The 24225-nt window shown below is 42.5% G+C and carries 23 protein-coding genes; 15 read left to right on the top strand and 8 right to left on the bottom strand.

What is annotated here, in order from left to right:
- The first annotated feature begins 3 nt into the window (after nucleotides 1-3).
- The 3 genes from mdtN to P3L56_RS17180 are packed head-to-tail and all read left to right on the top strand — an operon-like array spanning nucleotide 4 to nucleotide 4383.
- Nucleotides 4-1044, top strand: coding sequence for a multidrug transporter subunit MdtN (gene mdtN / locus P3L56_RS17190; protein WP_042846146.1), 1041 nt, complete (start codon nucleotides 4-6; stop codon nucleotides 1042-1044).
- A complete protein-coding gene (locus P3L56_RS17185) occupies nucleotides 1031-2899 on the top strand; it encodes an FUSC family protein (protein ID WP_166685118.1) in 1869 nt (622 codons plus the stop codon). Before mdtN ends, P3L56_RS17185 begins: the two co-directional genes overlap by 14 nt.
- A gap of 2 nt (nucleotides 2900-2901) precedes the next feature.
- Complete coding sequence (locus P3L56_RS17180) at nucleotides 2902-4383, top strand: TolC family protein (protein WP_042846143.1); 1482 nt, start codon at nucleotides 2902-2904, stop codon at nucleotides 4381-4383.
- 55 nt (nucleotides 4384-4438) lie between these two features.
- Here P3L56_RS17180 and P3L56_RS17175 read toward each other — a convergent pair whose 3' ends face one another.
- The gene (locus tag P3L56_RS17175) at nucleotides 4439-5455 is read right to left on the bottom strand and encodes a linear amide C-N hydrolase (RefSeq protein WP_042846142.1); all 1017 of its coding nucleotides are present in this window, start codon (nucleotides 5453-5455) and stop codon (nucleotides 4439-4441) included.
- A 425-nt stretch (nucleotides 5456-5880) separates the two neighbouring features.
- On the opposite strand from P3L56_RS17175, the gene hypF reads away from it, so the two are divergent.
- The 12 genes from hypF (at nucleotide 5881) to hypE (ending at nucleotide 18606) form a co-directional block, all read left to right on the top strand.
- Nucleotides 5881-8157: a carbamoyltransferase HypF gene (gene hypF, locus P3L56_RS17170; RefSeq protein ID WP_198860910.1), complete on the top strand. Its 2277-nt coding sequence runs from the start codon at nucleotides 5881-5883 to the stop codon at nucleotides 8155-8157.
- A gap of 605 nt (nucleotides 8158-8762) precedes the next feature.
- Complete coding sequence (hybO, locus tag P3L56_RS17165; protein WP_210831596.1) at nucleotides 8763-9881, top strand: hydrogenase 2 small subunit; 1119 nt, start codon at nucleotides 8763-8765, stop codon at nucleotides 9879-9881.
- 2 nt (nucleotides 9882-9883) lie between these two features.
- Entirely contained in the window at nucleotides 9884-10870 is a 987-nt protein-coding gene (hybA, locus tag P3L56_RS17160) for a hydrogenase 2 operon protein HybA (protein WP_048606208.1), read from the top strand.
- On the top strand, nucleotides 10854-12041 hold the full coding sequence (gene hybB / locus P3L56_RS17155; protein WP_166685116.1) for a Ni/Fe-hydrogenase cytochrome b subunit: 1188 nt from the start codon (nucleotides 10854-10856) through the stop codon (nucleotides 12039-12041). The genes hybA and hybB overlap by 17 nt, the downstream gene beginning before the upstream one ends.
- Nucleotides 12038-13741: a hydrogenase 2 large subunit gene (gene hybC / locus P3L56_RS17150; RefSeq protein WP_042846122.1), complete on the top strand. Its 1704-nt coding sequence runs from the start codon at nucleotides 12038-12040 to the stop codon at nucleotides 13739-13741. Before hybB ends, hybC begins: the two co-directional genes overlap by 4 nt.
- Nucleotides 13741-14235, top strand: a complete 495-nt coding sequence (locus P3L56_RS17145) for a HyaD/HybD family hydrogenase maturation endopeptidase (protein ID WP_042846121.1) — start codon at nucleotides 13741-13743, stop codon at nucleotides 14233-14235. The genes hybC and P3L56_RS17145 overlap by 1 nt, the downstream gene beginning before the upstream one ends.
- A complete protein-coding gene (gene hybE / locus P3L56_RS17140; protein WP_048606210.1) occupies nucleotides 14228-14713 on the top strand; it encodes a hydrogenase-2 assembly chaperone in 486 nt (161 codons plus the stop codon). The genes P3L56_RS17145 and hybE overlap by 8 nt, the downstream gene beginning before the upstream one ends.
- The gene (gene hypA, locus P3L56_RS17135) at nucleotides 14713-15054 is read left to right on the top strand and encodes a hydrogenase maturation nickel metallochaperone HypA (protein WP_042846119.1); all 342 of its coding nucleotides are present in this window, start codon (nucleotides 14713-14715) and stop codon (nucleotides 15052-15054) included. The genes hybE and hypA overlap by 1 nt, the downstream gene beginning before the upstream one ends.
- 90 nt (nucleotides 15055-15144) lie before the next feature.
- Entirely contained in the window at nucleotides 15145-16197 is a 1053-nt protein-coding gene (gene hypB, locus P3L56_RS17130) for a hydrogenase nickel incorporation protein HypB (protein WP_042846118.1), read from the top strand.
- Complete coding sequence (gene hybG / locus P3L56_RS17125; RefSeq protein WP_042846117.1) at nucleotides 16188-16484, top strand: hydrogenase maturation factor HybG; 297 nt, start codon at nucleotides 16188-16190, stop codon at nucleotides 16482-16484. The genes hypB and hybG overlap by 10 nt, the downstream gene beginning before the upstream one ends.
- Nucleotides 16468-17580: a hydrogenase formation protein HypD gene (gene hypD, locus P3L56_RS17120; RefSeq protein WP_166685114.1), complete on the top strand. Its 1113-nt coding sequence runs from the start codon at nucleotides 16468-16470 to the stop codon at nucleotides 17578-17580. Before hybG ends, hypD begins: the two co-directional genes overlap by 17 nt.
- The gene (hypE, locus tag P3L56_RS17115) at nucleotides 17581-18606 is read left to right on the top strand and encodes a hydrogenase expression/formation protein HypE (protein WP_210831597.1); all 1026 of its coding nucleotides are present in this window, start codon (nucleotides 17581-17583) and stop codon (nucleotides 18604-18606) included.
- A 43-nt stretch (nucleotides 18607-18649) separates the two neighbouring features.
- On the opposite strand, the gene ureG is transcribed toward hypE, so the two are convergent.
- Genes ureG through P3L56_RS17080 form a run of 7 tightly spaced genes read right to left on the bottom strand, consistent with a single transcriptional unit; the run spans nucleotide 18650 to nucleotide 23671 of the window.
- Nucleotides 18650-19267 (bottom strand): urease accessory protein UreG, encoded by a 618-nt coding sequence (gene ureG / locus P3L56_RS17110; RefSeq protein WP_042846115.1) that lies wholly within the window; start codon nucleotides 19265-19267, stop codon nucleotides 18650-18652.
- A gap of 10 nt (nucleotides 19268-19277) precedes the next feature.
- Nucleotides 19278-19943: an urease accessory protein UreF gene (locus P3L56_RS17105; RefSeq protein WP_042846114.1), complete on the bottom strand. Its 666-nt coding sequence runs from the start codon at nucleotides 19941-19943 to the stop codon at nucleotides 19278-19280.
- 21 nt (nucleotides 19944-19964) lie between these two features.
- Entirely contained in the window at nucleotides 19965-20450 is a 486-nt protein-coding gene (gene ureE / locus P3L56_RS17100) for an urease accessory protein UreE (protein ID WP_042846112.1), read from the bottom strand.
- Between the two features lie 22 nt (nucleotides 20451-20472).
- Nucleotides 20473-22176: an urease subunit alpha gene (gene ureC / locus P3L56_RS17095; RefSeq protein ID WP_048606220.1), complete on the bottom strand. Its 1704-nt coding sequence runs from the start codon at nucleotides 22174-22176 to the stop codon at nucleotides 20473-20475.
- Nucleotides 22177-22178: 2 nt separating this feature from the next.
- Complete coding sequence (locus P3L56_RS17090) at nucleotides 22179-22502, bottom strand: urease subunit beta (RefSeq protein WP_042846109.1); 324 nt, start codon at nucleotides 22500-22502, stop codon at nucleotides 22179-22181.
- A gap of 8 nt (nucleotides 22503-22510) precedes the next feature.
- Entirely contained in the window at nucleotides 22511-22813 is a 303-nt protein-coding gene (locus P3L56_RS17085) for an urease subunit gamma (protein ID WP_042846107.1), read from the bottom strand.
- Nucleotides 22814-22834: 21 nt separating this feature from the next.
- A complete protein-coding gene (locus tag P3L56_RS17080) occupies nucleotides 22835-23671 on the bottom strand; it encodes an urease accessory protein UreD (RefSeq protein ID WP_042846104.1) in 837 nt (278 codons plus the stop codon).
- Nucleotides 23672-24225 lie beyond the last annotated feature (554 nt).

The raw sequence follows: 24225 nt of genomic DNA, 5'->3' as shown, positions 1-24225 counted from the left end.
ATTATGAATACAGAAAATAAAAAAAAGCTCGCAATCATTATCACAATCGGTGTGTTTGTGGCTCTATTGCTTTTGCTATGGAAAAGCCTGCAATCATCAGTTTTGAACCCATTAAGTGAAGATGCGGTGATTGAGGCAAATAAAATCAATATATCTTCTGTGGTACCTGGGCGGATCAGCCAATTTCATGTTAAAGAAAACATGGAGGTCAAGGAAGGTGACCTATTATTTACGATCGACCCTACCATGTACCAGTTGCGAGTGGATCAAGCTCGAGCTGAATTACTTGTTGCAGAAGCAGCCCTCAGTAATAAAAAGAGGATCATCGTTGCTGAAACTTCAAATTCTGAAGTAGCAGAAGAACAAATCAAACGTGCACAAGTTAATCTTGCTCTTGCTACACAGTCATTAAAACGTTTAGAGCCTTTATTAGCTAAAGGTTTCGTGACTGCTCAACAGGTTGATGATGCACGTACTTTAAAACGTGATGCAGAAGTCAGCTTAAAACAAGCCCAAAAACAAAATGTAGCTTCTGAAGCATTAATTAATAATACCAAATCCGAAGAGGCTCTCGTTCAGTCATTAAAAATGTCATTGGCTATGGCGGAGTGGGAATTAAGTAATACGGAAATCAAAGCACCGAGTAATGGTTATATCGTCGGGTTAACCATGTCTGCTGGTGAGTTTGTGTTATCAGGCCAGTCTATATTTACATTAATAGATACTGATACATGGTTTGCATCTGCTTACTTTAAAGAAACGGAGTTAGGCAATATTCAGATGGGGAGCTGTGCAGTAGTTTACTCTATGATCAATAATAAGCAGCCAATTAAAGGTAAAGTGCAAGGTACAGGTTGGGGGGTTATGTCTACTGATTTGCTCAATATTCCTAGGGATTTGCCTTATGTGCCTAAATCACTAAATTGGGTACGAGTCGAACAACGTTTTCCTGTCAGGGTGATTTTAAATAATCCACCTAAGGAATTAATGCGAATAGGTGCCACAGCTACTGTTAATATAGTATCTAAAGATGATGACTGCTAAAACTTCACTAGTTTTTCAACAAATAAAGCAGGATTTGTTGCCATTCGAGTTTCGGTTTTCGACGGCGTGGCGTATTTCTCTACTCTGCGCATTAATGGCAGGTATTGCCATGTTATACGAAATACCAGAGTCGGCGATCAGTTGTTACCTGATTATTTACCTTGTTAAGTCTGACGCAGTTGAAAACATACTATTGTGTATCGGTGTCATAGTCTTATGCAGTATTGCTGTTTGTGTGATTTTTATATTATTTAACTTAACCATTCAAAATGTGATGTTACGCTTTTTCTTTATGGCGTTATTTTCTGGCTTATTTATGTATTTATCTTCTGCCAGTAGTTTGGGCGATATTGGTAATTTAATCGCGCTTGTGATCGCATTTTTAATGACATTAATCGATGATATTCCTTTTGGCGATGCTGCAACTAGGGGGCTGCTGTATGCTCTCTTAATGGCAGTATCACCTATGTTACTGGTTATTATCTTTAATTATTTTTTTGGTATTAGCCCAAGAAAATTATTACTCAATAAATTGTCAGAGCGCTTTTTAAGTGCGCATCAATTTTTTTTAGGGGATAAGCTCCAGCCAATTAAAATAACTGAAGCTTTAGCTACTCAGTCTGAATGCAAACGTTATTTAATGTTTATTAAGCTTTTTTTCCTAAAAGGGAAAAAAGAAATACAATGGCTAGATAGCATGATTGATAATTCCTATGAAATACTGATCATGTCTTTGAATTTACCGGATGATACATCATCAGCAGTGCGTATTGAGCTATCAGAAAAATGCCAATTTATTGCACAGTGTTTATCTACAAATCAACTTGAACAGTTAGAAAACCTTAAAGATAGCAAACCAACTAATAAGAGCAATCAACAGTTATTGGATGATTTCCTAAATATTTTATTTAAGAATAAAACATTCAGTGACCCAAAAACGAAAATGCCGTTTTTTGTTGAGGATGCTTTTACTAATCCTAATCATAAATATTTTGCAATAAAAACCACTTGCGCAGCACTGATATGTTACGTTCTTTATGACTTTTTTGAATGGCAAGGCATCCATACGGCGATGATCACTTGCTATGTTGTCGCATTAACATCAGTTGGTGAAACTGTGCATAAACTGACACTGCGTATCACGGGGTGTTTAATTGGTGCACTGATTGGGATTATTTCGTTACTTTATATTATTCCTCATTTATCCGATATTTTTAGCTTAATGGTATTGATTTTCTTCTGTATTTTACCCGCAGCATGGGTGGCTGCCGGTAATGAGCGTATTTCCTATGCAGGAGTCCAAGTTGGACTTGCATTTTTGCTAACGGTATTACATGGGTTTAAACCTAGTTTTGATATGGATGTCGCTTCCGATAGGATTTTAGGCATCTTATTAGGCAATATAGTGATGTATATTATGTTCACTAAAGTGTGGCCCGTATCCATCATGACCACGATTAATAAGCAAATTAAGAATATCTTAGATAGTTATGCGGCACTTAAATTAGGCAATTATGAGAATAATGTGCAAGCGCTCAGTTTAGTCTCAACAATTAATGAAGGCGTAATAAAAGCAAAAGATGATATAGACTTGTTAATCTTTGAAACTCACTCTAAAGATAAAGGTGATGCTTTAACTCGCTTCTTTAAACAGCTGTTAGCTGAAGCCTCAGTGGACAGTTATCAAAATTATGCTTCTAAATTTATCTATTTTAATCATAAAGATAATTTAGATCCCCATGCATGCGCTAAATCAATTAGTGACTTTAAACGTGATGTATTAAATTCGCTACCGATAATATTATCAGCTCAAGAAAAAGAGCAAGTCATGCAAGAACTCATTAGTGAGAAGTAATAATGACGGCACAATTAACAAAAAGTAAAAACAAACAGTATTTGCTCACTACTTTTCTGAGCGTATTTCTTGTCGGATGTGTCGATACCAGCCGCTCATTTATGGAAAAAGCCCAGCAGCCGCTACGATATGAATCCGAAAAATACCTTTCTTCTCCTGAAGAGAATTTGTATGCCGAACATAATGAAACACTTAAAGAGCAGTATGACTTGGCTGATCTTATCGATGTTGCGCAAAAAAATAACCCTGAAACACGTATTGCTTGGGAATTAGCCAAAAAGGCGGCGGTTGATGTTGGAATGGTTGAAAGCACCTATTTGCCTGTTATTACAGCAACAGCATTAAGTGGTTATCAACGAGGGACTGTAAAGCTTCCGCATAATGATCTTGTTGATAAAATCGATGTTTCTAACCATGTTTTTATCCCAGCGGTGACGTTTCAGTGGTTGTTGTTTGATTTCGGTAAGCGTGAATCTCTCGCGAATGCAGCAAAACATGCGGCTCTAGCTTCCGATTTGAACTTTAATTTACTTCATCAAAAGGTCATTCATGATGTTACTACGGCTTACTATACTTACGGAGCCGCACAGAAAAAAAACAAAATTACTGCTGAATCCTTAGCGCGCAGTAAAAATGTCCTTTATGCGGTGGAACAGAAAAAGGCGCGAGGTCTTGCGACCGTGCTTGATGTTGCATTAGCTAAGCAACAGGTTGCTCAATTAGAATTCCAAAGCGTATTAGCCGCAGGGAAAGAAAAAGACCAGTACCAATTATTGCTATCATCCATTGGTATGTCTCCACTTCAGTCTATCAACATCCAATATAGTGACAAAGATGTTCTCCCTGATGATATCGCGCCATTGACCCATGAAAGGATCAGGAATGCATTAGCTCAACGCCCTGATGTACTTTCTAATTATGAGCTTATGCAAGCAGCGATGAAAACGACTCAATCCGTTGAGTCTGATTATTTTCCTAAAGTCTATTTGGCCGGCGCTGTTGCTGGGGGAAATAGTAGCTTAGATGTACAGGGGTTACCCGGTATCAATCAAAGTACTTCCTCTTCAAATATTTTACTTGGGGTGAGTATTCCGCTTTATGAAGGGGGGATCAGGCAAGCCCGTATGAAGAATGCACAATCAGATATTCTGATTGCTCAAGAAAATTTACGAAAAAGCCAAGAGTTAGCGATCCGAGAAATGAGCTTAACTGAGAACGCGTTAAAATCAGCATTGGAAGCGCATAAAGCGGCAAAAAATTTAGTTGAAACAACTCAGTTAAGTTATACCGCAAGCGTTGATTTTTATCATAATGGGCTAGGCACGGTGACTGAAATTAATGCGGCAGAAATAGCATTATTTACAGCAGAACTTGCCCGTATTGATGCTTATACTGGCTCAGTTATTGCTGCTGTTGATTTAGCTTTTTCATTAGGGGAAATAGAAAAAGCATTACCTCGTTATGAACAGGCTAAAGCTAAATAAATAGTTTTAAATTGTAGAAGATAGGGATTACTATCTTCTACAATTGGTGATTAAATTAATAAATATCGAGTTGTTTAAAAATAGCTTTACCTTCATGGCTAAATTGGTCAATCGAATATTGAGTATAATTCATTTCACCATACCCTCTAATATAGATAGTTCCATTAGATAAATCAGATAAGCAAGTCCAGACAGTATATTCAGACAGTAAAATATCACCTTTCCCTTCACCTTCTCCGATATTATCAACAGTGATATTTTTAGTGCGATCAAAGTTATTCATTATATGGGCAAGGGTATTTATTGCCTCTTTTGCATTATCAGCTTGCGGTGCGTAAGTACTATAAAAAACGGCACGAACAAAACGCCCAACCGAGGTATCTGAAGAAGGGAGGTTTGCAGTTGCAATTCCGCTATCTGGCTGAGTCACTCGGATATTACCTAATAGATTGGTTGACTTATCAAGGTTAGATAATTGGCTATAATTATTGAGGTTTTTTAAATGCCATTGAAAATCAGGCCCATTAGTCATTACACGAGTTGGGTTATCAAAGACTTGTAATTTGCCGTTAACAGCTTCAACGACGATACTGCCACCTTGTTTATCATAAAAAGCATAATGGAATGGTGATTTTAAATTCCTAAAGTTGACGAGGATTGGGGACCAAAAGAAGCCACTTTCAATAGCTTTTTTCACTTCGTTAACATTGCTAAAACTAGATAAAGCCCATTCACCTATCGAGGTGACAGGTAATGACTTGGAATAATTTTCAGGTTCAATCGGTGAGAGTTCTGCTTCTGTGATCATATTGGCACTAAAAGTTAACCCCTCACTATTTAAACCTTGAAACATATTATGGTTATCACCATCAAAATAAATTTCAGTTGTTATAGCAAGAATGTCGAATTTAGATGTATAACTAATACCATTTTGACCATCAGGTGATTTTTTCTGAAAGAAGGTATTTACTGGGTAATATGTTATCCAAGAAGGTAAGTTTTCAGTTAATTCTAGTGTTCGTCCTTGGTAAATATGATTTTGACTATCTACTATTGATAAGCTTGTGCACATTTTATTAGTCTCTTATTGATAACATGTCAGTAAATTAGTAAATAATAATGACGCATACTATAAACTTATATTAGCTTCACTGAATAAACAATAACGAATATAATTTAATGTTGTTTTATCTAATAAATATCGGTTGGTAATTCTGATTTTTTATGTAATTAATTCTTTGTGGTGCTATTATTTTCGCTTAATCACTGAGGTTAATTGGGGGGATTAGATGCCATCAAATACGGGTATTAGCAGAATAACCTTTCGGGTCACTTTAATCGAATGAAAGATGGATTTATCAGTGGTTAAGTTGCTGAATTAAAGTTTGATACATCATTGCATCATTGCATCATTTCTCATACTTTTTTGATCTTAAGTGAAGTTTTCTTTAACTATTAGCGTGAAAATATACCCTTAGTAATAAAGAGGGTGTGTAAGTGGAAAACGGAATACAGCTTCGTATAAAAGGTAAGGTTCAGGGGGTAGGGTTTCGGCCATATATTTGGCAACTTGCTCATCAATGCCATCTTTATGGTGATGTTTGTAATGACGGTGAAGGGGTGCTAGTTCGTTTATGTGCAGGCACTAATTTAAGCGAGTTCATACAATTACTACATCAACACTGCCCGCCTTTAGCACACATTGAAAGCGTACAATCAAGTTCATTTCAATGGCAGATATTACCTGAGAGCTTTACTATTCGCCGTAGTGGCGAAGGCCGAATGGATACACAAGTGATCCCCGATGCGGCAACTTGTGATGCGTGCTTGCAAGAACTTTTTACTCCCTCAGATAGGCGTTTTCATTACCCATTTACTAACTGCACCCATTGTGGTCCAAGGTTTACCATTATCCGCCATATGCCGTACGACCGACCAAACACGGCAATGGCTAACTTCCCATTATGCGCACATTGTTTATCTGAATATCAATCACCAGCCGATAGGCGCTTTCATGCTCAACCCAATGCTTGTGCGCAGTGTGGTCCAGAAATTAAGCTTTGCGATGGTTTAGGGCAAACTTTAGCGCAAAAAGAGGATGCTCTGTTATTGGCAACGGAGCAAATATTGCTTGGCAAAATTATTGCAATAAAGGGGTTAGGCGGCTTTCATCTAGCTTGTGATGCGACGAACGATGACGCGGTGAAACAATTACGCCAACGTAAGCGGCGGCCTACAAAACCGTTTGCAGTGATGGTTCCGTCCATAGGTTGGCTAGAGGATGAAAATATAAAGGTTAACAATGGGTTAAAGGCATTATTAAAAAGTCCTGCGGCACCTATTGTCTTAATTCATAAATGGGCGAATAACTCACTGAGTGCAGCGGTTGCTCCTGAACTGACAGAGTTAGGTGTGATGTTACCTTCCAACCCTTTACAGCACCTATTGATGGCAAAAGTGAAACGGCCATTAATTATGACTTCTGGTAATGCCTCTGGAAAACCCCCCGTATTAACTGAGGCTGACGCATTTACTGATTTAGCGAATGTCGCTGACTTTTGGTTGACACATAACCGAGACATTGTGCAGCGAGCTGATGACTCCTTAGTCCGTTACCACGATGGGCAGGCTGAAATGTTAAGGCGTGCAAGGGGTTATGTCCCTGATGCATTGGCCTTACCTAAAGGGTTTGAAAATGCGCCCTCAATACTCGGTTTAGGTGCGGATCTAAAAAATACTTTTTGCTTGTTGCGGGGCAATAGTGCAGTGATGAGCCAGCATTTTGGCGATCTTGATGACATGGATATTTGCCAACAATATCAAGATACGATTACTTTATTTGAGTCAATTTATCGCTTTATACCGAGTGTCATTGTGGGGGATATGCACCCAAACTATGTGAGTTACCGTTACGGAGAAACATTGGCGCAACAACGACAAATTCCCTTCATTAAGGTACAGCATCACCATGCTCATATCGCTGCTGTAATGGTAGAACATGGCTTGCCGTTAGATGGTAGTAAAGTGATTGGCTTAGCCCTAGATGGCTTAGGTTATGGCGATGATAATCGACTATGGGGAGGGGAATGTTTATTAGTCGATTACAACACTAGCCAGCATTTAGGGGGGCTACCGCCAGTAGCGCTACCCGGAGGTGAATTAGCATCGCGGCAGCCTTGGCGCAATTTATTGGCCCATTGGTTACAGTTTGTTCCACAGTGGCAGCAACAGGAAATGGCATTGCAGTTAAAGGAATTTCCTTGGCAGGGTTTGCAAAAAGCGATTCAACGAGGAGTTAACAGCCCCGTAGCTTCATCGGTAGGTCGGTTGTTTGATGCAGTTGCCGCTGCGTTAGGGATTTGTACGGCGGCGACCAGTTGGGAAGGGGAAGCTGCGTGTCAGCTCGAAGCATTAGCTTCGCAATGTGATGTTATGACGCACCCAGTCAGTATGCCTTTAATTGGCCAGCAATTGGATTTAAAAACGTTTTGGCAACAATGGGTTGCTTATCAAGCCCCTAAAGTGCAGCGTGCCCATGCATTTCATGTTGCTCTAGCACAAGGTTTTGCCGAACTTGCTAGAAAGTCAGCTCACCAATATGGTATTCACCGGATAGTGCTGTCTGGAGGGGTTATTCATAATCAGTTATTAAGGCGGTTGCTGGTCAGTAATTTGAACGAATTTGATGTACTGTATGCTAAACAATTACCCATGGGGGATGGGGGGTTATCATTAGGGCAAGTAGCTATTGCAGCAGCAAGATTAAAAGTTTAATTGAATATAGATACGATGATAATGAAATTATATAAGTGGATGGTAATATCTTCTTATACACCCATATTCTATTATTATCTTTATTATTTTTTGATATTGATTCTTATTTACTTTATTTCTCTGTATTAAAAATAGGCTTTTTATTAATACGCAAATTTCGGTTAATTAATTTAATTTAAAATAATGGTTTTCATTATCCTTATGAAAATAAATAAATTTTATATTTAAATTAATGTGATATGTAGCGCAATATTGAATTAAACAGACTATTTGTTTCTATGGTTATATTTTTTAATCCTCACGAACTGAATCGATTTTTCTAACAAATATATAAAAAAGATAAATTTTCTTATTACCTCTTGATAAAGATCAAGCGATAAAAAGCAAGTAGGAATAGGATCTTGTTTTATATTTATGCATCAGGTTACTTAAATAAGAACTTATTTCATTAGGCATGGTTTTATTTTCAATCTTACGGTAACAATACTAGCCAAAGGCGTATGCACATTAGGGCATAGGCGTGGTGGTATTTATAACCTCAAGATAATAAACAAAATTTGCCTAATGAATAGGTTCTAAGCCACCCATAATAATAGGAAAAAAGAATGATAGGAGATAACTCTATTATTTCTTCTCATGGTATAAACCGCCGTGATTTTATGAAGTTATGTACAGCATTGGCAGCAACAATGGGGCTAAGCGCGAATGCGGCCGCTCAAATTGCTGAATCTATTAGTGACCCATCACGTCCCCCCGTTATTTGGATTGGGGCTCAAGAGTGTACGGGCTGCACAGAGTCTTTGCTGTGTTCTACTCACCCCACCTTGGAAAACTTAATTCTTGATACGATTTCACTGGAATACCATGAGGTATTGTCCGCCGCTTTTGGAGAACAGGTCGAACAGAACAAGCATGCTGCGATAGAGAAGTATAAAGGCAAGTATGTATTAGTCGTTGATGGTTCCATCCCATTGAAAGATGGTGGTATTTACTGCATGGTTGCAGGAAAACCGATTGTTGAGCATATCCGTGAAGTGGCTGAACATGCGGCGGCGGTAATTGCTATTGGTTCTTGTGCATCATGGGGCGGTGTTGCGGCTGCTGGGGATAACCCAACAGGTGCAGTTGGCCTCAATCAAGTAATTAAAGATAAAACGGTTATTAATATCCCTGGTTGCCCACCAAACCCACATAACTTCCTTGCGACAGTTGCTCATTTAATTACCTTTAACAGACCTCCAAAACTAGACAGTAAAAATCGCCCAATGTTCGCGTACGGTCGATTAATTCATGAACACTGTGAACGTCGTCCTCACTTTGATGCGGGACGCTTCGCAAAAGAGTTCGGGGATGATGGTCACCGTGAAGGTTGGTGTTTATACCATTTAGGTTGTAAAGGGCCCGAAACTTACGGTAATTGCTCCACATTACAATTTTGTGATGTCGGTGGCGTGTGGCCAGTGGCAATTGGTCATCCTTGCTATGGTTGTAATGAGGAAAATGTGGGTTTTCATAAAGCTATCCACCAACTTGCGAGTGTTGAAAACCCAACACCGCGTGCGGACAAGCCTGGTGTGAATAACCGTGAAGGTGGGCATATATCATCAACCGCAGTGGGGTTAATTGGTGGCGTTGTAGGGCTAGTGGCTGGTGTGAGTGTGATGGCTGTGCGTGAATTAGGTCGTCAAAAACGCCAACAAGATACTGACTCACGGGGAGAATAACCGTGAATAGACGAAATTTTCTTAAACTCTCCGCTGGGGGAGCACTATTAGCTGGTAGCTCGCCTAGTTTAGCTGGGGCAGAGAACCGGCCGCCAATTCCGAATTCTCTTGGCATGCTGTATGACTCGACGCTATGCATTGGTTGTCAGGCTTGTGTCACTAAGTGCCAAGATATTAACCACCCTGAGCGCAACCCTGTTGGGGAGCAAACGTGGTCAAATAACGACAAACTGACCCCTTATACCAATAATATTATTCAGGTCTGGAGTAGCGGGACTGGGGTTAATAAAGATCAGGAAAAAGACGGCTACGCTTACATCAAAAAACAATGCATGCATTGCGTTGACCCTAACTGTGTGTCGGTTTGTCCTGTTCAAGCATTAAAGAAAGATCCGAAAACAGGCATTGTCCATTACGACGCTAGTGTGTGTACCGGTTGCCGTTATTGCATGGTGGCATGTCCATTCAATATTCCTAAATATGCTTACGATGACAAATTTGGTGCAATTCATAAATGTGAGCTATGTAACCAAAAAGGTGTAGAGCGCTTAGATAAAGGGGGGTTACCGGGGTGTGTAGAGGTTTGCCCTACAGGAGCAGTGATTTTCGGTACGCGTGAAGAACTGCTGGCAGAAGCAAAAAAACGTTTAACACTCAAAGCAGGGGATGAATACGGTTACCCTCGCCAAACTTTGCATAGTAATGACCCGAATGTCATTAAAGTACCTAAATATGAGTCGCACATATATGGCGAGCTTGAAGGTGGCGGTACGCAGGTGATAGTGCTTTCAGGGGTGCCTTATCAGAATCTTGGGTTACCTGAACTAGACCAGCTTTCTACCGGCGCTCGCTCTGAATATGTGCAGCATACCCTTTATAAAGGCATGGTGTTGCCATTAGCCGCACTAGCAGGGCTGAGCTTCTTGGTATACCGCAATACCAAGAATGACAAACACGAAGGAGATGACTCAAATGACGACGCATCATAAAGAACAGCCGCTCGGTGGGCGTTTAGTCAGTTGGCCAATAATGGTCTTTGGGCCGTTGGTTCTAATTTGTGTCATTCTGATTATAAAACGTCTGGTTTTTGGACTCGGTTCCGTTTCTGACTTAAATGGCGGCTATCCATGGGGAATTTGGATTGCTTTTGATCTGCTGATTGGTACAGGGTTTGCTTGTGGCGGTTGGGCACTGGCTTGGGCAGTGTACGTATTTAATCGCGGAGAATATCATCCGTTGGTACGTCCTGCATTACTCGCTAGTTTGTTCGGTTATTCGCTTGGTGGTTTATCGATAACTATCGATGTGGGGCGCTACTGGAACTTACCTTATTTCTATATTCCCGGCTTCTTCAATACCAATTCGGTGCTGTTTGAAACGGCAGTATGCATGACGATTTATATCGGGGTCATGGCCTTAGAGTTTGCCCCAGCATTGTGTGAGCGTTTTGGTTGGAAGGTCTCGTTAAAACGCTTGAATAAAGCCATGTTTTTCATTATTGCATTAGGAGCCTTGTTACCCATGATGCACCAATCCTCAATGGGGTCATTGATGATTTCTGCGGGATATAAAGTTCATCCTATTTGGCAAAGTTATGAAATGCTGCCGCTGCTCTCACTGTTGACCGCGTTCATTATGGGTTTCTCGATTGTTATTTTTGAAGGTTCATTGCTGCAAGCTGCCTTAAAGGGACAGGGGGCTGACGAACGACCATTATTTGTGCGATTAACGCAAATTCTGCAAGTGCTCTTGATATTGTTCTTAGCCTGCCGATTTGGTGAGTTGATTTACCGCGAAAAATTACATCACATTTTTAATGGCGATTTTTACGCCATGATGTTCTGGATAGAAACCGTGTTAATGGTGATCCCTCTGGTTATTTTCCGTATTCCATCGCTGAGAAATGACTCGCGTTGGTTATATATCAGTGGGTTGAGCATGTTAATCGGGGCGGCAATGTGGCGGATGAGCTACTCCCTTGTCGCGTTCAATCCGGGGGGCGGTTACGACTACTTCCCAACAACAGAAGAACTTTTAATTTCAATAGGTTTTGTGGCAATTGAGGTATGCGCTTATATCTTATTGGTCCGCTTACTACCTGTTATCCCAGCATTGAAAAAAACAACGATGAGCCATTCACAGGCCCGAGGTAAAGCATGAGCCAACGTATAACAATAGATCCAGTCACTCGTATCGAAGGTCACTTACGCATTGATTGTGAAATTGAAGATGGAAAGGTCACTAAGGCTTGGGCTTCAGGCACTATGTGGCGCGGTATGGAGGAAATCGTCAAAGGGAAAGACCCTCGTGATGCATGGATGATCATGCAGCGTATTTGCGGGGTTTGTACGACTGTCCATGGTATTGTATCTGTCCGCACGATTGAAAGCGCTTTGAATATTGATGTACCTGTTAATGCGCAGTACATCCGTAATATGATTTTAGCCGCGCATACTATTCAAGACCATATTGTCCATTTTTATCAGTTATCTGCATTAGATTGGGTGGATATCACCTCCGCATTAAATGCCGACCCAAATAAAGCCGCTGAAATCTTAAGCGGTATTTCAACTTGGCCGCTCAATAGCGCCGCAGAATTTACACGCGTGCAAGATAAAATTAAAAAATTAGTCGCAAGTGGTCAATTAGGCATTTTTGCTAATGGTTATTGGGGGCACCCAGCGATGAAATTGTCGCCAGAGGTAAACTTAATTGCGGTGGCTCACTATTTACAAGCCCTTGAGTGCCAAAGGGATGCAAACCGTATTGTGGCATTGTTAGGGGGGAAAACACCGCATATTCAAAACCTTGCTGTTGGTGGTGTGGCAAACCCAATCAACCTTGATGGGGTTGGTGTACTTAACCTTGAACGCTTGATGTATGTGAAATCTTTTATCGATCGTTTGGGGGATTTTATTGAGCAAGTGTACAAAATCGATGCGGCTGTTATTGCTGCGGGTTATCCTGAGTGGTTAGAAGTTGGTCAAGGTGCTCAAAATTATATGTGTATGCCTGAAATGCCAATGGATGGTAAAAATGGTAGCTTCTTATTGCCCGGTGGTTACTTAGAAAATAGTGACTTTAGTACTTATCGCCCAATTACCAGCCATACAGATGAGTATTTGATCAATGGTATTAAAGAAAGTAGCAAACATGCATGGTACAAAGAAAACGAACCACAAGCGCCATGGGAAGGAACCACTAACCCTGACTACACTGGTTGGGATGATGACGGTAAATATTCATGGGTAAAAGCACCGACTTTCTACGATAAAACTGTTGAAGTGGGACCGTTGGCAGACTTACTGTGCAAACTGGCAGCAAAACATGAGCCAACGGAAAAACATTTTAACGATGTAGTGAACCTGTACCAAACTCTGTCAGGTAACAGTATTAGCATCGACCAACTGCATTCCACATTAGGTCGTATTATTGGTCGTAGCGTGCGTTGCTGTGTATTGAATGAAACGTTGTCGATTCAGTGGCAAGCGCTGGTGGATAACATCGGCAAAGGGGACTTTACCACCTTTGTTAAACCGAACTTCCCAGAAAATGCCACCATCAAAGGGGTTGGCTTTGGGGAAGTACCTCGTGGGCTACTTTCCCACTGGGTGGTTATCAAAGACGGTAAAATTGAAAATTACCAAGCCGTTGTGCCATCGACATGGAACTCAGGCCCACGTAACTTTAACGATGAACCGGGTCCGTACGAACAAGCCCTTGTGGGAACACCCGTTGCTGACCCAACAAAACCTTTAGAAGTAGTCAGGACCATTCACTCCTTTGACCCTTGTATGTCTTGTGCTGTACATATTGTGGACACTGAAGGTGGTGAAGTCACTAAGGTTAAGGTGCTGTAATGCGTATTTTAGTCTTGGGTGTTGGCAATATCTTATTGAGTGACGAAGGGATAGGTGTGCGTATAGTGGAAGCGTTAGAAGAACGTTATCACTTGCCCGAATGTGTAGAAGTGCTAGATGGTGGTACTGCTGGTATGGAATTGATCGGCCCAATGGCCGACCGTGACCATTTGATTATTGCGGATGTGGTGTTATCGAGCCAGCAAGCTGGCTCAATTTTAGTACTACGCGATGACGAAGTGCCCGCATTATTTACCCGAAAAATTTCCCCTCATCAACTTGGCCTATCAGATGTGCTATCGGCTTTGCATTTAACGGATGAATTCCCCCAACGTCTAACCTTAGTCGGTGTGGTACCTGAATCCCTTGAACCGCATATTGGCTTAACGTTAACGGGGCAAGCTGCCCTTGAGCCCGCGTTGAGAAAAGTGGTTGAAGTGCTGCGCAGCGAAGGCCTAGAGGTGATTGCCAAAGAAGAGAGTTTACATGTCTGATGATATTAAAGGCTATGAAGCCAATCCCCGGCCTCTTGTTGAGGCCGCATTTCAGCGTGTTGTAGAGCAATCGATGCATGATTTATCTTTTTTACATCCGACTATGCCGGTTTACGCCAGTGATTTTGTCTTGTTTGAACATCAATGGGTAGGCGTTGTTATCACTCCATGGATGTTAAGCGCTGTTATTTTGCCCGGCCCTGAACAATATTGGCAGCGGCGTAGTGTGGGGGACAAATTAGGGTTAATTCTGCCTTACGGTGAAATGACTTACACCGTAGGGGAACTTGAGGGGTTAACGCAATATTTGGCTTGCTCTTTAATGTCACCATTAGATAAAGGCTTGAGCATTGAGCAAGGTATTCACCTTGTGGATGATTGTCGCCGGATTTTGCTGTCATTGCCTGTTAGCGACCCAAATATTCCGCAATCACCTGCACGTCGCGCTTTATTTGCTCGTCATTTGAAGGGGGCATAATGCATGAGGTTGCTCTGTGCCAAAGCACAGTAGACATTATTGAGCAGCAAGCCAAGCTAAATGCGGTAACACGAGTTTCAGGGGTTTGGTTAGAAATTGGAGCGCTCTCTTGTATTGAAGAGGGGGCTTTTCGCTTTTGTTTTGATATTGCTTGCCGCGGTACGGTGGCGGAGGGGTGTCAACTTCATGTTATCCATACTCCTGCGCAGGCTTGGTGTTGGGATTGCAGTAAAATGGTGGAAGTCGAAAGCCACCAATCAGGCTGCCCGCAATGTCAGAGTTTTAATTTAAAGGTTGAGAATGGCGACAGTTTACGCATCAAAGAGCTCGAAGTTGAATAGTTTTTCAGGTTGGGTTTGAGGTGCATCAACCAGTCTCAATGGATTATGTATTAACCTAATTTAACAATCTCATTGTTGGGAGTGAAACTTATGTGTAGTACTTGTGGGTGTGCTTCAGGGGAGCGCAAGATCGAGGGCGATGACCCTCATCACGACCATAATCATCACCATGACCACCCTCATGATCATCATCACGACAATGATCACCATCATGGACACGATCATCATGATCATGGGCTTTCGCACCAAGACGATAACCAAGGGCAAACGGTTATTATCCATCATCATTATTATCATCAAGGTGATGTGCATAATCACTATCACCAATATGAACCGGCTCCCGTCGAGGCGAAATCAAAAAAACATAAACATAAGCATAAGCACAAACATGTTTATCAAACTCTAGAATCAAGCTTTAAACCTGCGGGGGAGCATCACGATCTGGATTATGGCCACGGGGAGGCAGGGACTCATGCACCGGGGATTAGTCAAAAACGCATGCTGCAAATCGAAATGGATGTATTAGATAAAAACAATCATCTTGCAGAGCATAACCGTGATGGGTTTAACCAAAAAAATATTTTAGCGTTAAATTTAGTTTCCAGCCCCGGTTCGGGTAAAACAACGTTATTAACTGAAACCCTATTAAAAATGCGGGGCAAAGTAAATTGCGCAGTCATCGAGGGGGATCAGCAAACCACCAATGATGCGCAGCGTATCCGTGAAACGGGAGTACCTGCTATTCAAGTGAATACAGGTAAAGGTTGCCATTTAGATGCACAAATGGTGCATGATGCGGCCGCACGTTTAGGTCTAGAAGATAATAGTTTGTTATTTATTGAAAATGTGGGGAATTTAGTATGCCCTGCAAGTTTTGATTTAGGGGAACGTCATAAAGTCGCAGTGCTTTCGGTAACGGAAGGGGAAGATAAACCCTTAAAATACCCACATATGTTTGCGGCTGCAGACATTATGTTACTGAATAAAATCGACTTACTACCTTATTTACATTTTGATGTGGACGCTTGTATTGCCAATGCCAAACAAGTGAATCCAAACATCCAAGTGATCCAAGTCTCTGCGACGCAAGGAGATGGTATGGACGCATGGCTAGCGTGGCTGGAGACTCAGTTATGTGCTTAGGCATTCCGGGAAAAATTGTCGCAGTGGGTGAAGATATTCACCAACTGGCGCAAGTGGATGTGTGTGGTGTAAAGCGGGACGTTAATATTGGTTTAATTTGTGAAGGGGAAACTTCAGATTTATTAGGCCAATGGGTATTAGTACACGTCGGCTTTGCCATGAGTATCATTAATGAAGAAGAAGCACAATCGACGTTAGATGCCTTAACGGCAATGAGCCAATTAGATCATGAAGTGAGCGATTTTAGTGGGTTAACAGTAGGAGACTCTGATGCAGTACGTCGATGAGTTTCGAGACCCAACGTTAGCGCAGGCATTATTAAGCCATATCCGTAAACGAGTGAGTGACATTCCACAAGCGAAGTTCCGCCCATTACAACTCATGGAAGTGTGCGGCGGCCATACCCATGCTATTTTCAAATTTGGTATTGACCAACTTTTACCTGATGAAATTGAATTTGTGCATGGGCCGGGCTGCCCTGTCTGCGTATTACCGATGGGGCGTATCGATGGCTGTATTGAAATTGCGGAGCGCCCAGAAGTAATTTTTTGTACTTATGGGGATGCCATGCGAGTGCCTGGTCAAAAAGGCTCATTATTAGATGCCAAAAGACGTGGGGCTGATGTACGTATTGTTTATTCTCCTCTTGATACGCTAGCGTTAGCTGAACAGCAGCCTGAACGCCAAGTGGTTTTCTTTGGCTTAGGCTTTGAAACCACCATGCCGAGTACGGCGATCACCTTGCAGCAAGCAAAACGCCGTCAGCTCAATAATTTTACGGTATTTTGCCAACATATTACTATTATCCCAACGCTTAAAAGCCTGTTAGAACAACCTGATGTACGTATTGATGGCTTTTTAGCACCGGGGCATGTCAGCATGGTGATTGGCTCTCAGCCTTATCAATTTATTACGGATGACTTTCATAAACCGCTGGTGGTAACGGGGTTTGAACCACTTGATATTCTGCAATCCATAGCGATGCTTGTTGACCAACTTGCAGATGGCCGCTGTGAAGTAGAAAACCAATATAAGCGTATTGTATCTGATCATGGCAATATGTTGGCATTAAAAGCATTGGGTGATGTTTTTGAATTAAAAACAACGAGCGAATGGCGTGGACTTGGGGAGATTGCGGGTTCAGGTGTTCAGCTCTCGAAAGCTTATCAAAGTTTTGATGCAGAATTACGTTTCCAAATACAGCCTCATCAAGTGGCTGATGACCCGCAAGCTCGTTGTGGTGATGTCTTAACGGGGCGTTGTAAACCGAATGAATGTGCTCTATTTGGCAAACGTTGCACGCCTCAAACAGCATTTGGTGCATTAATGGTTTCTTCAGAAGGCGCTTGTGCGGCTTATTATCAATATCGTCGGGAGGCATAAATGAGTCGTGATGCTAACAATGTGGTGACGATGGCACATGGGAGCGGCGGGCAGGCTATGCAGCAACTGATAGAACAGTTGTTTTTGCAGGCATTTGCCAATCAAGCACTTAATGAAAGGGAGGACCAAGCGCGGTTATCATTGGCGGAGTTAACGGCTTTAGGTGACCGTTTAGCTTTTAGTACTGACAGCTATGTGATTGATCCTATTTTTTTCCCTGGTGGCAATATTGGTAAGCTTGCCGTGTGTGGTACGGTTAATGACGTAGCGGTGAGTGGCGCTATTCCTAAATATCTTTCTTGCGGTTTTATATTGGAAGAAGGTTTCCTTCTCTCTGAATTACAAACTATTGTTGAATCCATGGCAGCGACAGCTGCCGCCGCAGGCGTAGAGATTGTGACCGGAGATACTAAAGTGGTGCAGCGTGGAGCTGCCGATAAAGTCTTTATTAACACTGCTGGTATTGGGGTGATCCCAAGTGAGATCCGTTGGGGGGCCCAGCAAATTCAAGCGGGTGACAAGGTAATAGTGAGTGGCACTTTGGGCGATCACGGCGCAACCATCTTAAACTTACGAGAACAGCTTGGTTTGGAAGCTGAGCTAAATAGTGATTGCGCGGTATTAACGCCATTGATTGAACCACTGCGCAATATTGAGGGGGTTCGTGCATTACGGGATGCCACCCGTGGCGGGGTTACTGCTATTTTGCATGAATTTTCACAGGCCAGTGGGTGCGGAGTAGCGGTGAATGAAGGGGATTTACCCGTTTCTTCTGCTGTTAGAGGGGTTTGTGAGCTATTAGGTTTAGAGCCACTTAACTTCGCTAATGAAGGTAAATTGGTGATTGTGGTTAAACCTGACGCAGAAAGCGCAGTACTCGGCGCGTTGCGCAGCCATCCATTAGGCGAAAATGCTGCTACCATTGGTTGTGTCACAGAGCAAAAACAAGTGAAATTAGTCGGGGTTTTTGGTGCCTCAAGGCTATTAGATTTACCACACAGTGAGCCATTACCACGTATTTGTTAATCAGATGCCCTATAGGCAAAAAACTATAGGGCAAACTAACAGACTAACGCCTTAGCATACCTTTATCGATAATAAACTCGATAATGGTCTCTAAGCCTACTTTTTTCTTCAAGTTGGTGAAAACATAAGGTTTGATTGGGCGCATTCTTGCGGTATCTGCTTCCATAACCTCTAATGATGCCCCAACATACGGAGCGAGGTCTATTTTATTGATCACCAATAAATCAGAATGGGTAATACCCGGGCCGCCCTTACGTGGGATTTTTTCCCCTTCAGCGACATCAATAACATAGATCGTTAAATCGGCGAGCTCAGGGCTAAAAGTTGCACTTAGATTGTCGCCACCGCTTTCCACAAATACGACATCGAGGTTTTTGTGGCGCATTGCCAGTTCCTCAACTGCCGCAAGGTTCATGGAGGCATCTTCACGAATGGCAGTGTGAGGGCAACCGCCTGTTTCTACGCCGATAATGCGGTCAGCGTCTAAGGCTTCGGCACGCGTGAGTATTTTTGCATCTTCTTGGGTATAAATATCATTGGTGACGACCGCAATTTGGTAGGTATCGCGCATCGCTTTACATAAAACTTCGAGTAATGCCGTTTTTCCTGAGCCTACTGGCCCACCGACACCAATTCGTAGGGGTTGGTTATATTCTTGCATTGTATATTTCTCATGAACGAAAAAGTCGTGTGTATTGGGTTTCATGCCGACTACTGGCAATAATTTGGGCAGGAGTAAAACTGCCGATATCTTCTAAAGGCCAAGTGGCTGATTGCGCGACAATGGTTGGGATGCGTTCTGTCAGGGTAAATAGGATGTTCTGTCCAGCACTTTGCCCAAGAGGGATTAGCTTAACACCAGACATGACGGTGTTTTCCAGCCAACCCCATGCATAGGCACTGCACAGCTTTTCAATATCAATATTCCAACTGACTGCCGCAAGAGCAAACGCCATTAACTGTGTTTGCTTAACGCAGGTCTGTGTGGTTGTATCAAGCTCAATCCCTAGCTGAGGTAGCAAGCGGGCGAAAGCAATACCTCGCTGGCGCTCCTCTAAGCGTAGCTCCTTCGTTTCACGGCTGGCGATCATAAAATCACACCAATAGGTGACTTTTTCTATATCGGAACATAGCAAATGTGTATGAATTTGCCGCAAAACAGGAAGTTCTAATGTCGCAATTGCGTGGGTCATTTGTGCTGTTAACCAGCTTGCAAGAGTATCCGGCGTGGTGACCCAGCCGTTTTCAATCGCCCATTCCAAGCCTTGGGAATAAGTGAATGACCCAACAGGTAAAGAGGGACTGACAAGTTGATATAAGCGCAAATCTGCTAACATGGATAAACTTCTCCAGTGTTATTAATGGTGGTGATGTTCATCGTGGTCATGTTGATGGTGATGATGATGCCCACCGGATGACCCACCATAAGCCCCCGGCTCAGGTTGGTATTTTTCCAGCCCCACACTGACCGTTGCACCTAATCCACGGGCCATATCATCTAACACATGGTCGTGAAAATAACGGCACCAACCCGCTTCAATTTGCAGAGGAACGTGGCGGTTGCCTAAGTGATAGCAAACACGCGCCAACAGCAGTGGGTCATCACTGTAAACCGTCGAAACTTGCTCTTTTGCGGCTTCGATAGTGACGAATTCCCCAGTTTCCGTGGCTAATACATCACCTTCCTTAAGTATTGTTCCACGGGGAAGGAATAACCCCGCTTCTTGTCCATCACTTAAGGTGACTTTTAAACGGCTCTTAGTGCGCTCATCCATGGTTAAACACAATGATAAATGCATATCAGGTGCCTCATGGTTATCTATAACTTTAATAAATTTTTTCATGCACTGGCTCTTCAATTAGGGATCAGAATAAAAAGTAACGTTGTGCCATGGGGAGTTCAGTGGCTGGCTCACAAACCAATGGAATACCATCAGCTTTGACAATGTAAGTTTGTGGGTCGAGCTCAATATGAGGCACATAGTTATTGTGGATCATGGATGCTTTGGTGATGTTACGGCAGCCCTCAACTCGGCCAATTTGACTTTGTAAGCCTAGTTTCTCAGGCACGCCTGCATCGATACCGGCTTTCGACATAAAAATCATCGAAGTGTGGTATTTGGCTTTACCTAATGCGCCAAACATTGGGCGGTAATGGACAGGTTGAGGCGTTGGAATAGCCGCATTAATATCCCCCATAGGGGCATAAGCCACCATGCCACCCTTCATAATCAAGGCCGGTTTAATGGCAAAAAAGGCAGGGTCCCACAACACGATATCCGCGAGTTTACCTTTTTCAATCGACCCGACTTCATGGGCAATGCCATGGGCGATAGCGGGGTTAATTGTGTATTTAGCGACATAGCGTTTAATTCGGTTATTGTCACTTTCCGGTGTATCCCCTTCTAGGGTGCCACGCTGCAATTTCATTTTATGAGCGCATTGCCAAGTGCGAATGATAACCTCGCCAACACGCCCCATTGCTTGCGAATCAGAGGACATGACAGAAATTGCTCCCATGTCATGCAAAATATCTTCTGCTGCAATGGTTTCACGCCGAATTCGCGACTCGGCAAAAGCGACATCTTCAGGAATAGAAGGGTCGAGATGATGGCAAACCATCAACATATCCAAATGTTCGTCCACCGTGTTGATGGTATACGGCATAGTTGGGTTGGTTGAAGCGGGTAGAATATTGGGCTCACCCACAGATTTGATCACATCAGGGGCATGACCACCCCCAGCACCTTCAGTATGGAATACGTGGATCACTCGTCCAGCAATGGCTTTGACGGTTTCCTCATAAAACCCACCTTCATTTAAGGTATCTGAGTGGATAGCGACTTGCACATCCATTTCATCTGCGACATTTAGGCAGTTATCAATTGCCATTGGGGTTGCGCCCCAGTCCTCATGGATTTTAAGGCCAATTGCACCTGCTTCGATTTGTTCGCGGATAGCTTCAGGTTTGCTTACGCAGCCTTTACCAAACAGGCCCACATTGATGGGTAACTCGTCTACTGCTTCTAACATGCGGTACATGTTCCAGATACCGGGCGTTACTGTCGTCGCATTGGTACCAGCTACAGGGCCCGTTCCACCGCCTATAAATGTAGTAACTCCAGATACCAAACCTTCTTCTGCTTGCTGTGGGCAAATGAAGTGAATATGGGTATCGACACCGCCTGCGGTAATAATTTTACCTTCACCGGCAACCACTTCTGTTCCCGGGCCAATAACAATATCTACGTTGGGTTGAACGTCAGGGTTACCTGCTTTACCAATACCGGCAATACGGCCATTTTTAATACCGATATCTGCTTTGACGATCCCCCAATGGTCTAAAATAATGGCGTTGGTGATTAGGACATCAACACATTGGTCACTCGTGACTTGGCTTTGCCCCATGCCGTCACGGATGACTTTACCACCGCCAAATTTAACTTCCTCACCGTAAGTGGTGAAATCTTTTTCGATCTCTAAAAATAACTCGGTATCTGCTAAGCGTAAGCGGTCACCTGTTGTTGGACCAAACATATCAGCGTAAGCTTGCCGTGAGATAGTTTTCATTATTAATTCTCACTCTTTAACTTGCCCATGACTTTGCCATGGAAGCCATAAATTTCTCTTTTGCCACTAAATGCGACTAACTCAACCGTACGGCTTTGGCCTGGTTCAAAACGAACGGCCATACCCGCAGGGATATTTAAACGAAAGCCTAACGTCGCTTCCCGCTCAAATTTAAGGGCGTCGTTCACTTCATAAAAATGGTAATGAGAGCCAATCTGAATAGGGCGATCACCATGGTTAGCGACTTGGACGGTTTGGGTTTCTCGACCTGCGTTGAGTACGATGTCACCTAAAGCTGAGTTAACTTTAATTTCACCGGGGATCATATTGCTACCTATACAATTGGGTCATGAATGGAAACAAGTTTAGTGCCGTCAGGGAATGTGCATTCCACTTGGACGTCTTTGATCATTTCGGGGACACCTTCCATGACTTGATCGGCGGTTAAGATGGTACGGCCTTCACTCATTAATTGTGCGACGGTTTTACCATCGCGAGCGCCTTCCATAATCTCACAACTGATCAACGCAACCGCTTCTGGATAGTTGAGTTTTAATCCACGATCTAAGCGCTTTTGCGCAACAAGCCCGGCGGTAAAAAGCAATAATTTATCTTTCTCTCTTGGTGTTAGTTCCATTTTTGCTCCTAAAAATAACGTTTAAGTTGCCCAAATTCGTGGTGGTTCAGGGCAATAACCTAGCCAGTGCTGCCTTGTTGCTTGCCAAATTTGCACAAAGCAAGCCATCATAGGTTCAGTTTGAGAACCTAATAACCGCAATACTAAAATGCCATCAACATCCGTTAAGCCATATTCGATAGGTTTATTCTTTGAAACGAAAAGCGGGTTTAAACTTTGATGAATAACTTCTTTCAATTCATCCGTTGCGGGGTATATATATAATGAACCGAGCATTGGATATTCATGCATTATCGCTAATTGGTTTTGTAGGCCATTGATCCATAAGGATTCAGTTAGCGTTAGTTTGTTATCAATATAGAAATTTAGTCGCCCTCTGATATCGCCATCTTCAAACCACTCATTTAATACTGGTCGCCCTAGGCATTGCATTTCCCAACCAATAAACCTTGCCTGTAAACCAAGGTGAATATGGGTTTCTAGTCGAGCTTGGGCTTTCGGGAAAAAAATATTTTCCTGCGGTAACCATTCAAGAAAACCATCGTTGGCGACAGTTAGCGTCTGTACTTGACGCGCAACGCCACCAGCACTACGGTAAAATTTTGTCGCTCCAGGTGTTGTAAGTAGTGCATGAGCATTGGGTTGAACATCAATATTGATAAGTAGTTTATCCCCCCCGACGACACCTCCTGGGGGATGAAGTAAATACGTGTGTGCAATCCCTTGCTCGGGATAGAATGGCCGCTGTACCATTAAAGGGCCGATATGTTGTTTATCCGTTAAACGGGTTATTCCACGTTTTAATTCATATCGTAAAAAAATTTCAGCTAACCAGCCTGATCCTGAAAAATCAGACATACTTTCTCCTGCAAATCAGCCAACTAAAAATACGCGAACATGTTTAGCTATACCCCTAATCTCAAGGATTGGTGTATATGAAGTATATACTCGTGATACTGCAAGCCTGAGCGTCGTTAACGAGGTACTTTTGCCCTTGTCACATACTTAAGTATGCGACGAAAAGCCTGTTCGCTTGTCATCTGGCTACAACTTGGATCATTAAGAATATAAGCTAATGCAAGTAGGGTAGGGTGTGAATAAACGCCAGAAAAGTGATTCTTTAAACCGGAGTAGATTCATCTGCCGCGCGATTTTACACCTTATAGTGAAAATTACCTTTCAATTAAATAGCAATTTATTTAGAAAAAGTAACAAGCATAAAAATAACAGTAAAAAATGAACGTATATCTATATTGCGATTTTTCAGCAACAGGACTATATTCTGAGCCGCAAGCAGGTAGGGTATGTGTACAATCAATTTATGGCGTTTTACTGTTCATCAAAAATGTTATGTTCTGACTTATTCAATCGCCCCTTTTTCTAGGGATATTTTTCACATGTTGACTGCAGTG

Source organism: Providencia sp. PROV024, assembly GCF_032709665.1.
GTDB classification, from domain to species: domain Bacteria; phylum Pseudomonadota; class Gammaproteobacteria; order Enterobacterales; family Enterobacteriaceae; genus Providencia; species Providencia huashanensis.
The sequence above is the reverse complement of the archived record's forward strand: the minus strand, read 5'-3'. Positions and strand labels throughout refer to the sequence as shown.

Excerpts from the sequence above, each read along its gene's own strand:
- mdtN (WP_042846146.1), top strand. The coding sequence starts at position 4 with ATGAATACAGAAAATAAAAAAAAGCTCGCAATCATTATCACAATCGGT.
- P3L56_RS17185 (WP_166685118.1), top strand. The coding sequence starts at position 1,031 with ATGATGACTGCTAAAACTTCACTAGTTTTTCAACAAATAAAGCAGGAT.
- P3L56_RS17180 (WP_042846143.1), top strand. The coding sequence starts at position 2,902 with ATGACGGCACAATTAACAAAAAGTAAAAACAAACAGTATTTGCTCACT.
- P3L56_RS17175 (WP_042846142.1), bottom strand. The coding sequence starts at position 5,455 with ATGTGCACAAGCTTATCAATAGTAGATAGTCAAAATCATATTTACCAA.
- hybO (WP_210831596.1), top strand. The coding sequence starts at position 8,763 with ATGATAGGAGATAACTCTATTATTTCTTCTCATGGTATAAACCGCCGT.
- hybB (WP_166685116.1), top strand. The coding sequence starts at position 10,854 with ATGACGACGCATCATAAAGAACAGCCGCTCGGTGGGCGTTTAGTCAGT.
- hybC (WP_042846122.1), top strand. The coding sequence starts at position 12,038 with ATGAGCCAACGTATAACAATAGATCCAGTCACTCGTATCGAAGGTCAC.
- P3L56_RS17145 (WP_042846121.1), top strand. The coding sequence starts at position 13,741 with ATGCGTATTTTAGTCTTGGGTGTTGGCAATATCTTATTGAGTGACGAA.
- hybE (WP_048606210.1), top strand. The coding sequence starts at position 14,228 with ATGTCTGATGATATTAAAGGCTATGAAGCCAATCCCCGGCCTCTTGTT.
- hypA (WP_042846119.1), top strand. The coding sequence starts at position 14,713 with ATGCATGAGGTTGCTCTGTGCCAAAGCACAGTAGACATTATTGAGCAG.
- hypB (WP_042846118.1), top strand. The coding sequence starts at position 15,145 with ATGTGTAGTACTTGTGGGTGTGCTTCAGGGGAGCGCAAGATCGAGGGC.
- hybG (WP_042846117.1), top strand. The coding sequence starts at position 16,188 with ATGTGCTTAGGCATTCCGGGAAAAATTGTCGCAGTGGGTGAAGATATT.
- hypD (WP_166685114.1), top strand. The coding sequence starts at position 16,468 with ATGCAGTACGTCGATGAGTTTCGAGACCCAACGTTAGCGCAGGCATTA.
- hypE (WP_210831597.1), top strand. The coding sequence starts at position 17,581 with ATGAGTCGTGATGCTAACAATGTGGTGACGATGGCACATGGGAGCGGC.
- ureG (WP_042846115.1), bottom strand. The coding sequence starts at position 19,267 with ATGCAAGAATATAACCAACCCCTACGAATTGGTGTCGGTGGGCCAGTA.
- P3L56_RS17105 (WP_042846114.1), bottom strand. The coding sequence starts at position 19,943 with ATGTTAGCAGATTTGCGCTTATATCAACTTGTCAGTCCCTCTTTACCT.
- ureE (WP_042846112.1), bottom strand. The coding sequence starts at position 20,450 with ATGAAAAAATTTATTAAAGTTATAGATAACCATGAGGCACCTGATATG.
- ureC (WP_048606220.1), bottom strand. The coding sequence starts at position 22,176 with ATGAAAACTATCTCACGGCAAGCTTACGCTGATATGTTTGGTCCAACA.
- P3L56_RS17090 (WP_042846109.1), bottom strand. The coding sequence starts at position 22,502 with ATGATCCCCGGTGAAATTAAAGTTAACTCAGCTTTAGGTGACATCGTA.
- P3L56_RS17085 (WP_042846107.1), bottom strand. The coding sequence starts at position 22,813 with ATGGAACTAACACCAAGAGAGAAAGATAAATTATTGCTTTTTACCGCC.
- P3L56_RS17080 (WP_042846104.1), bottom strand. The coding sequence starts at position 23,671 with ATGTCTGATTTTTCAGGATCAGGCTGGTTAGCTGAAATTTTTTTACGA.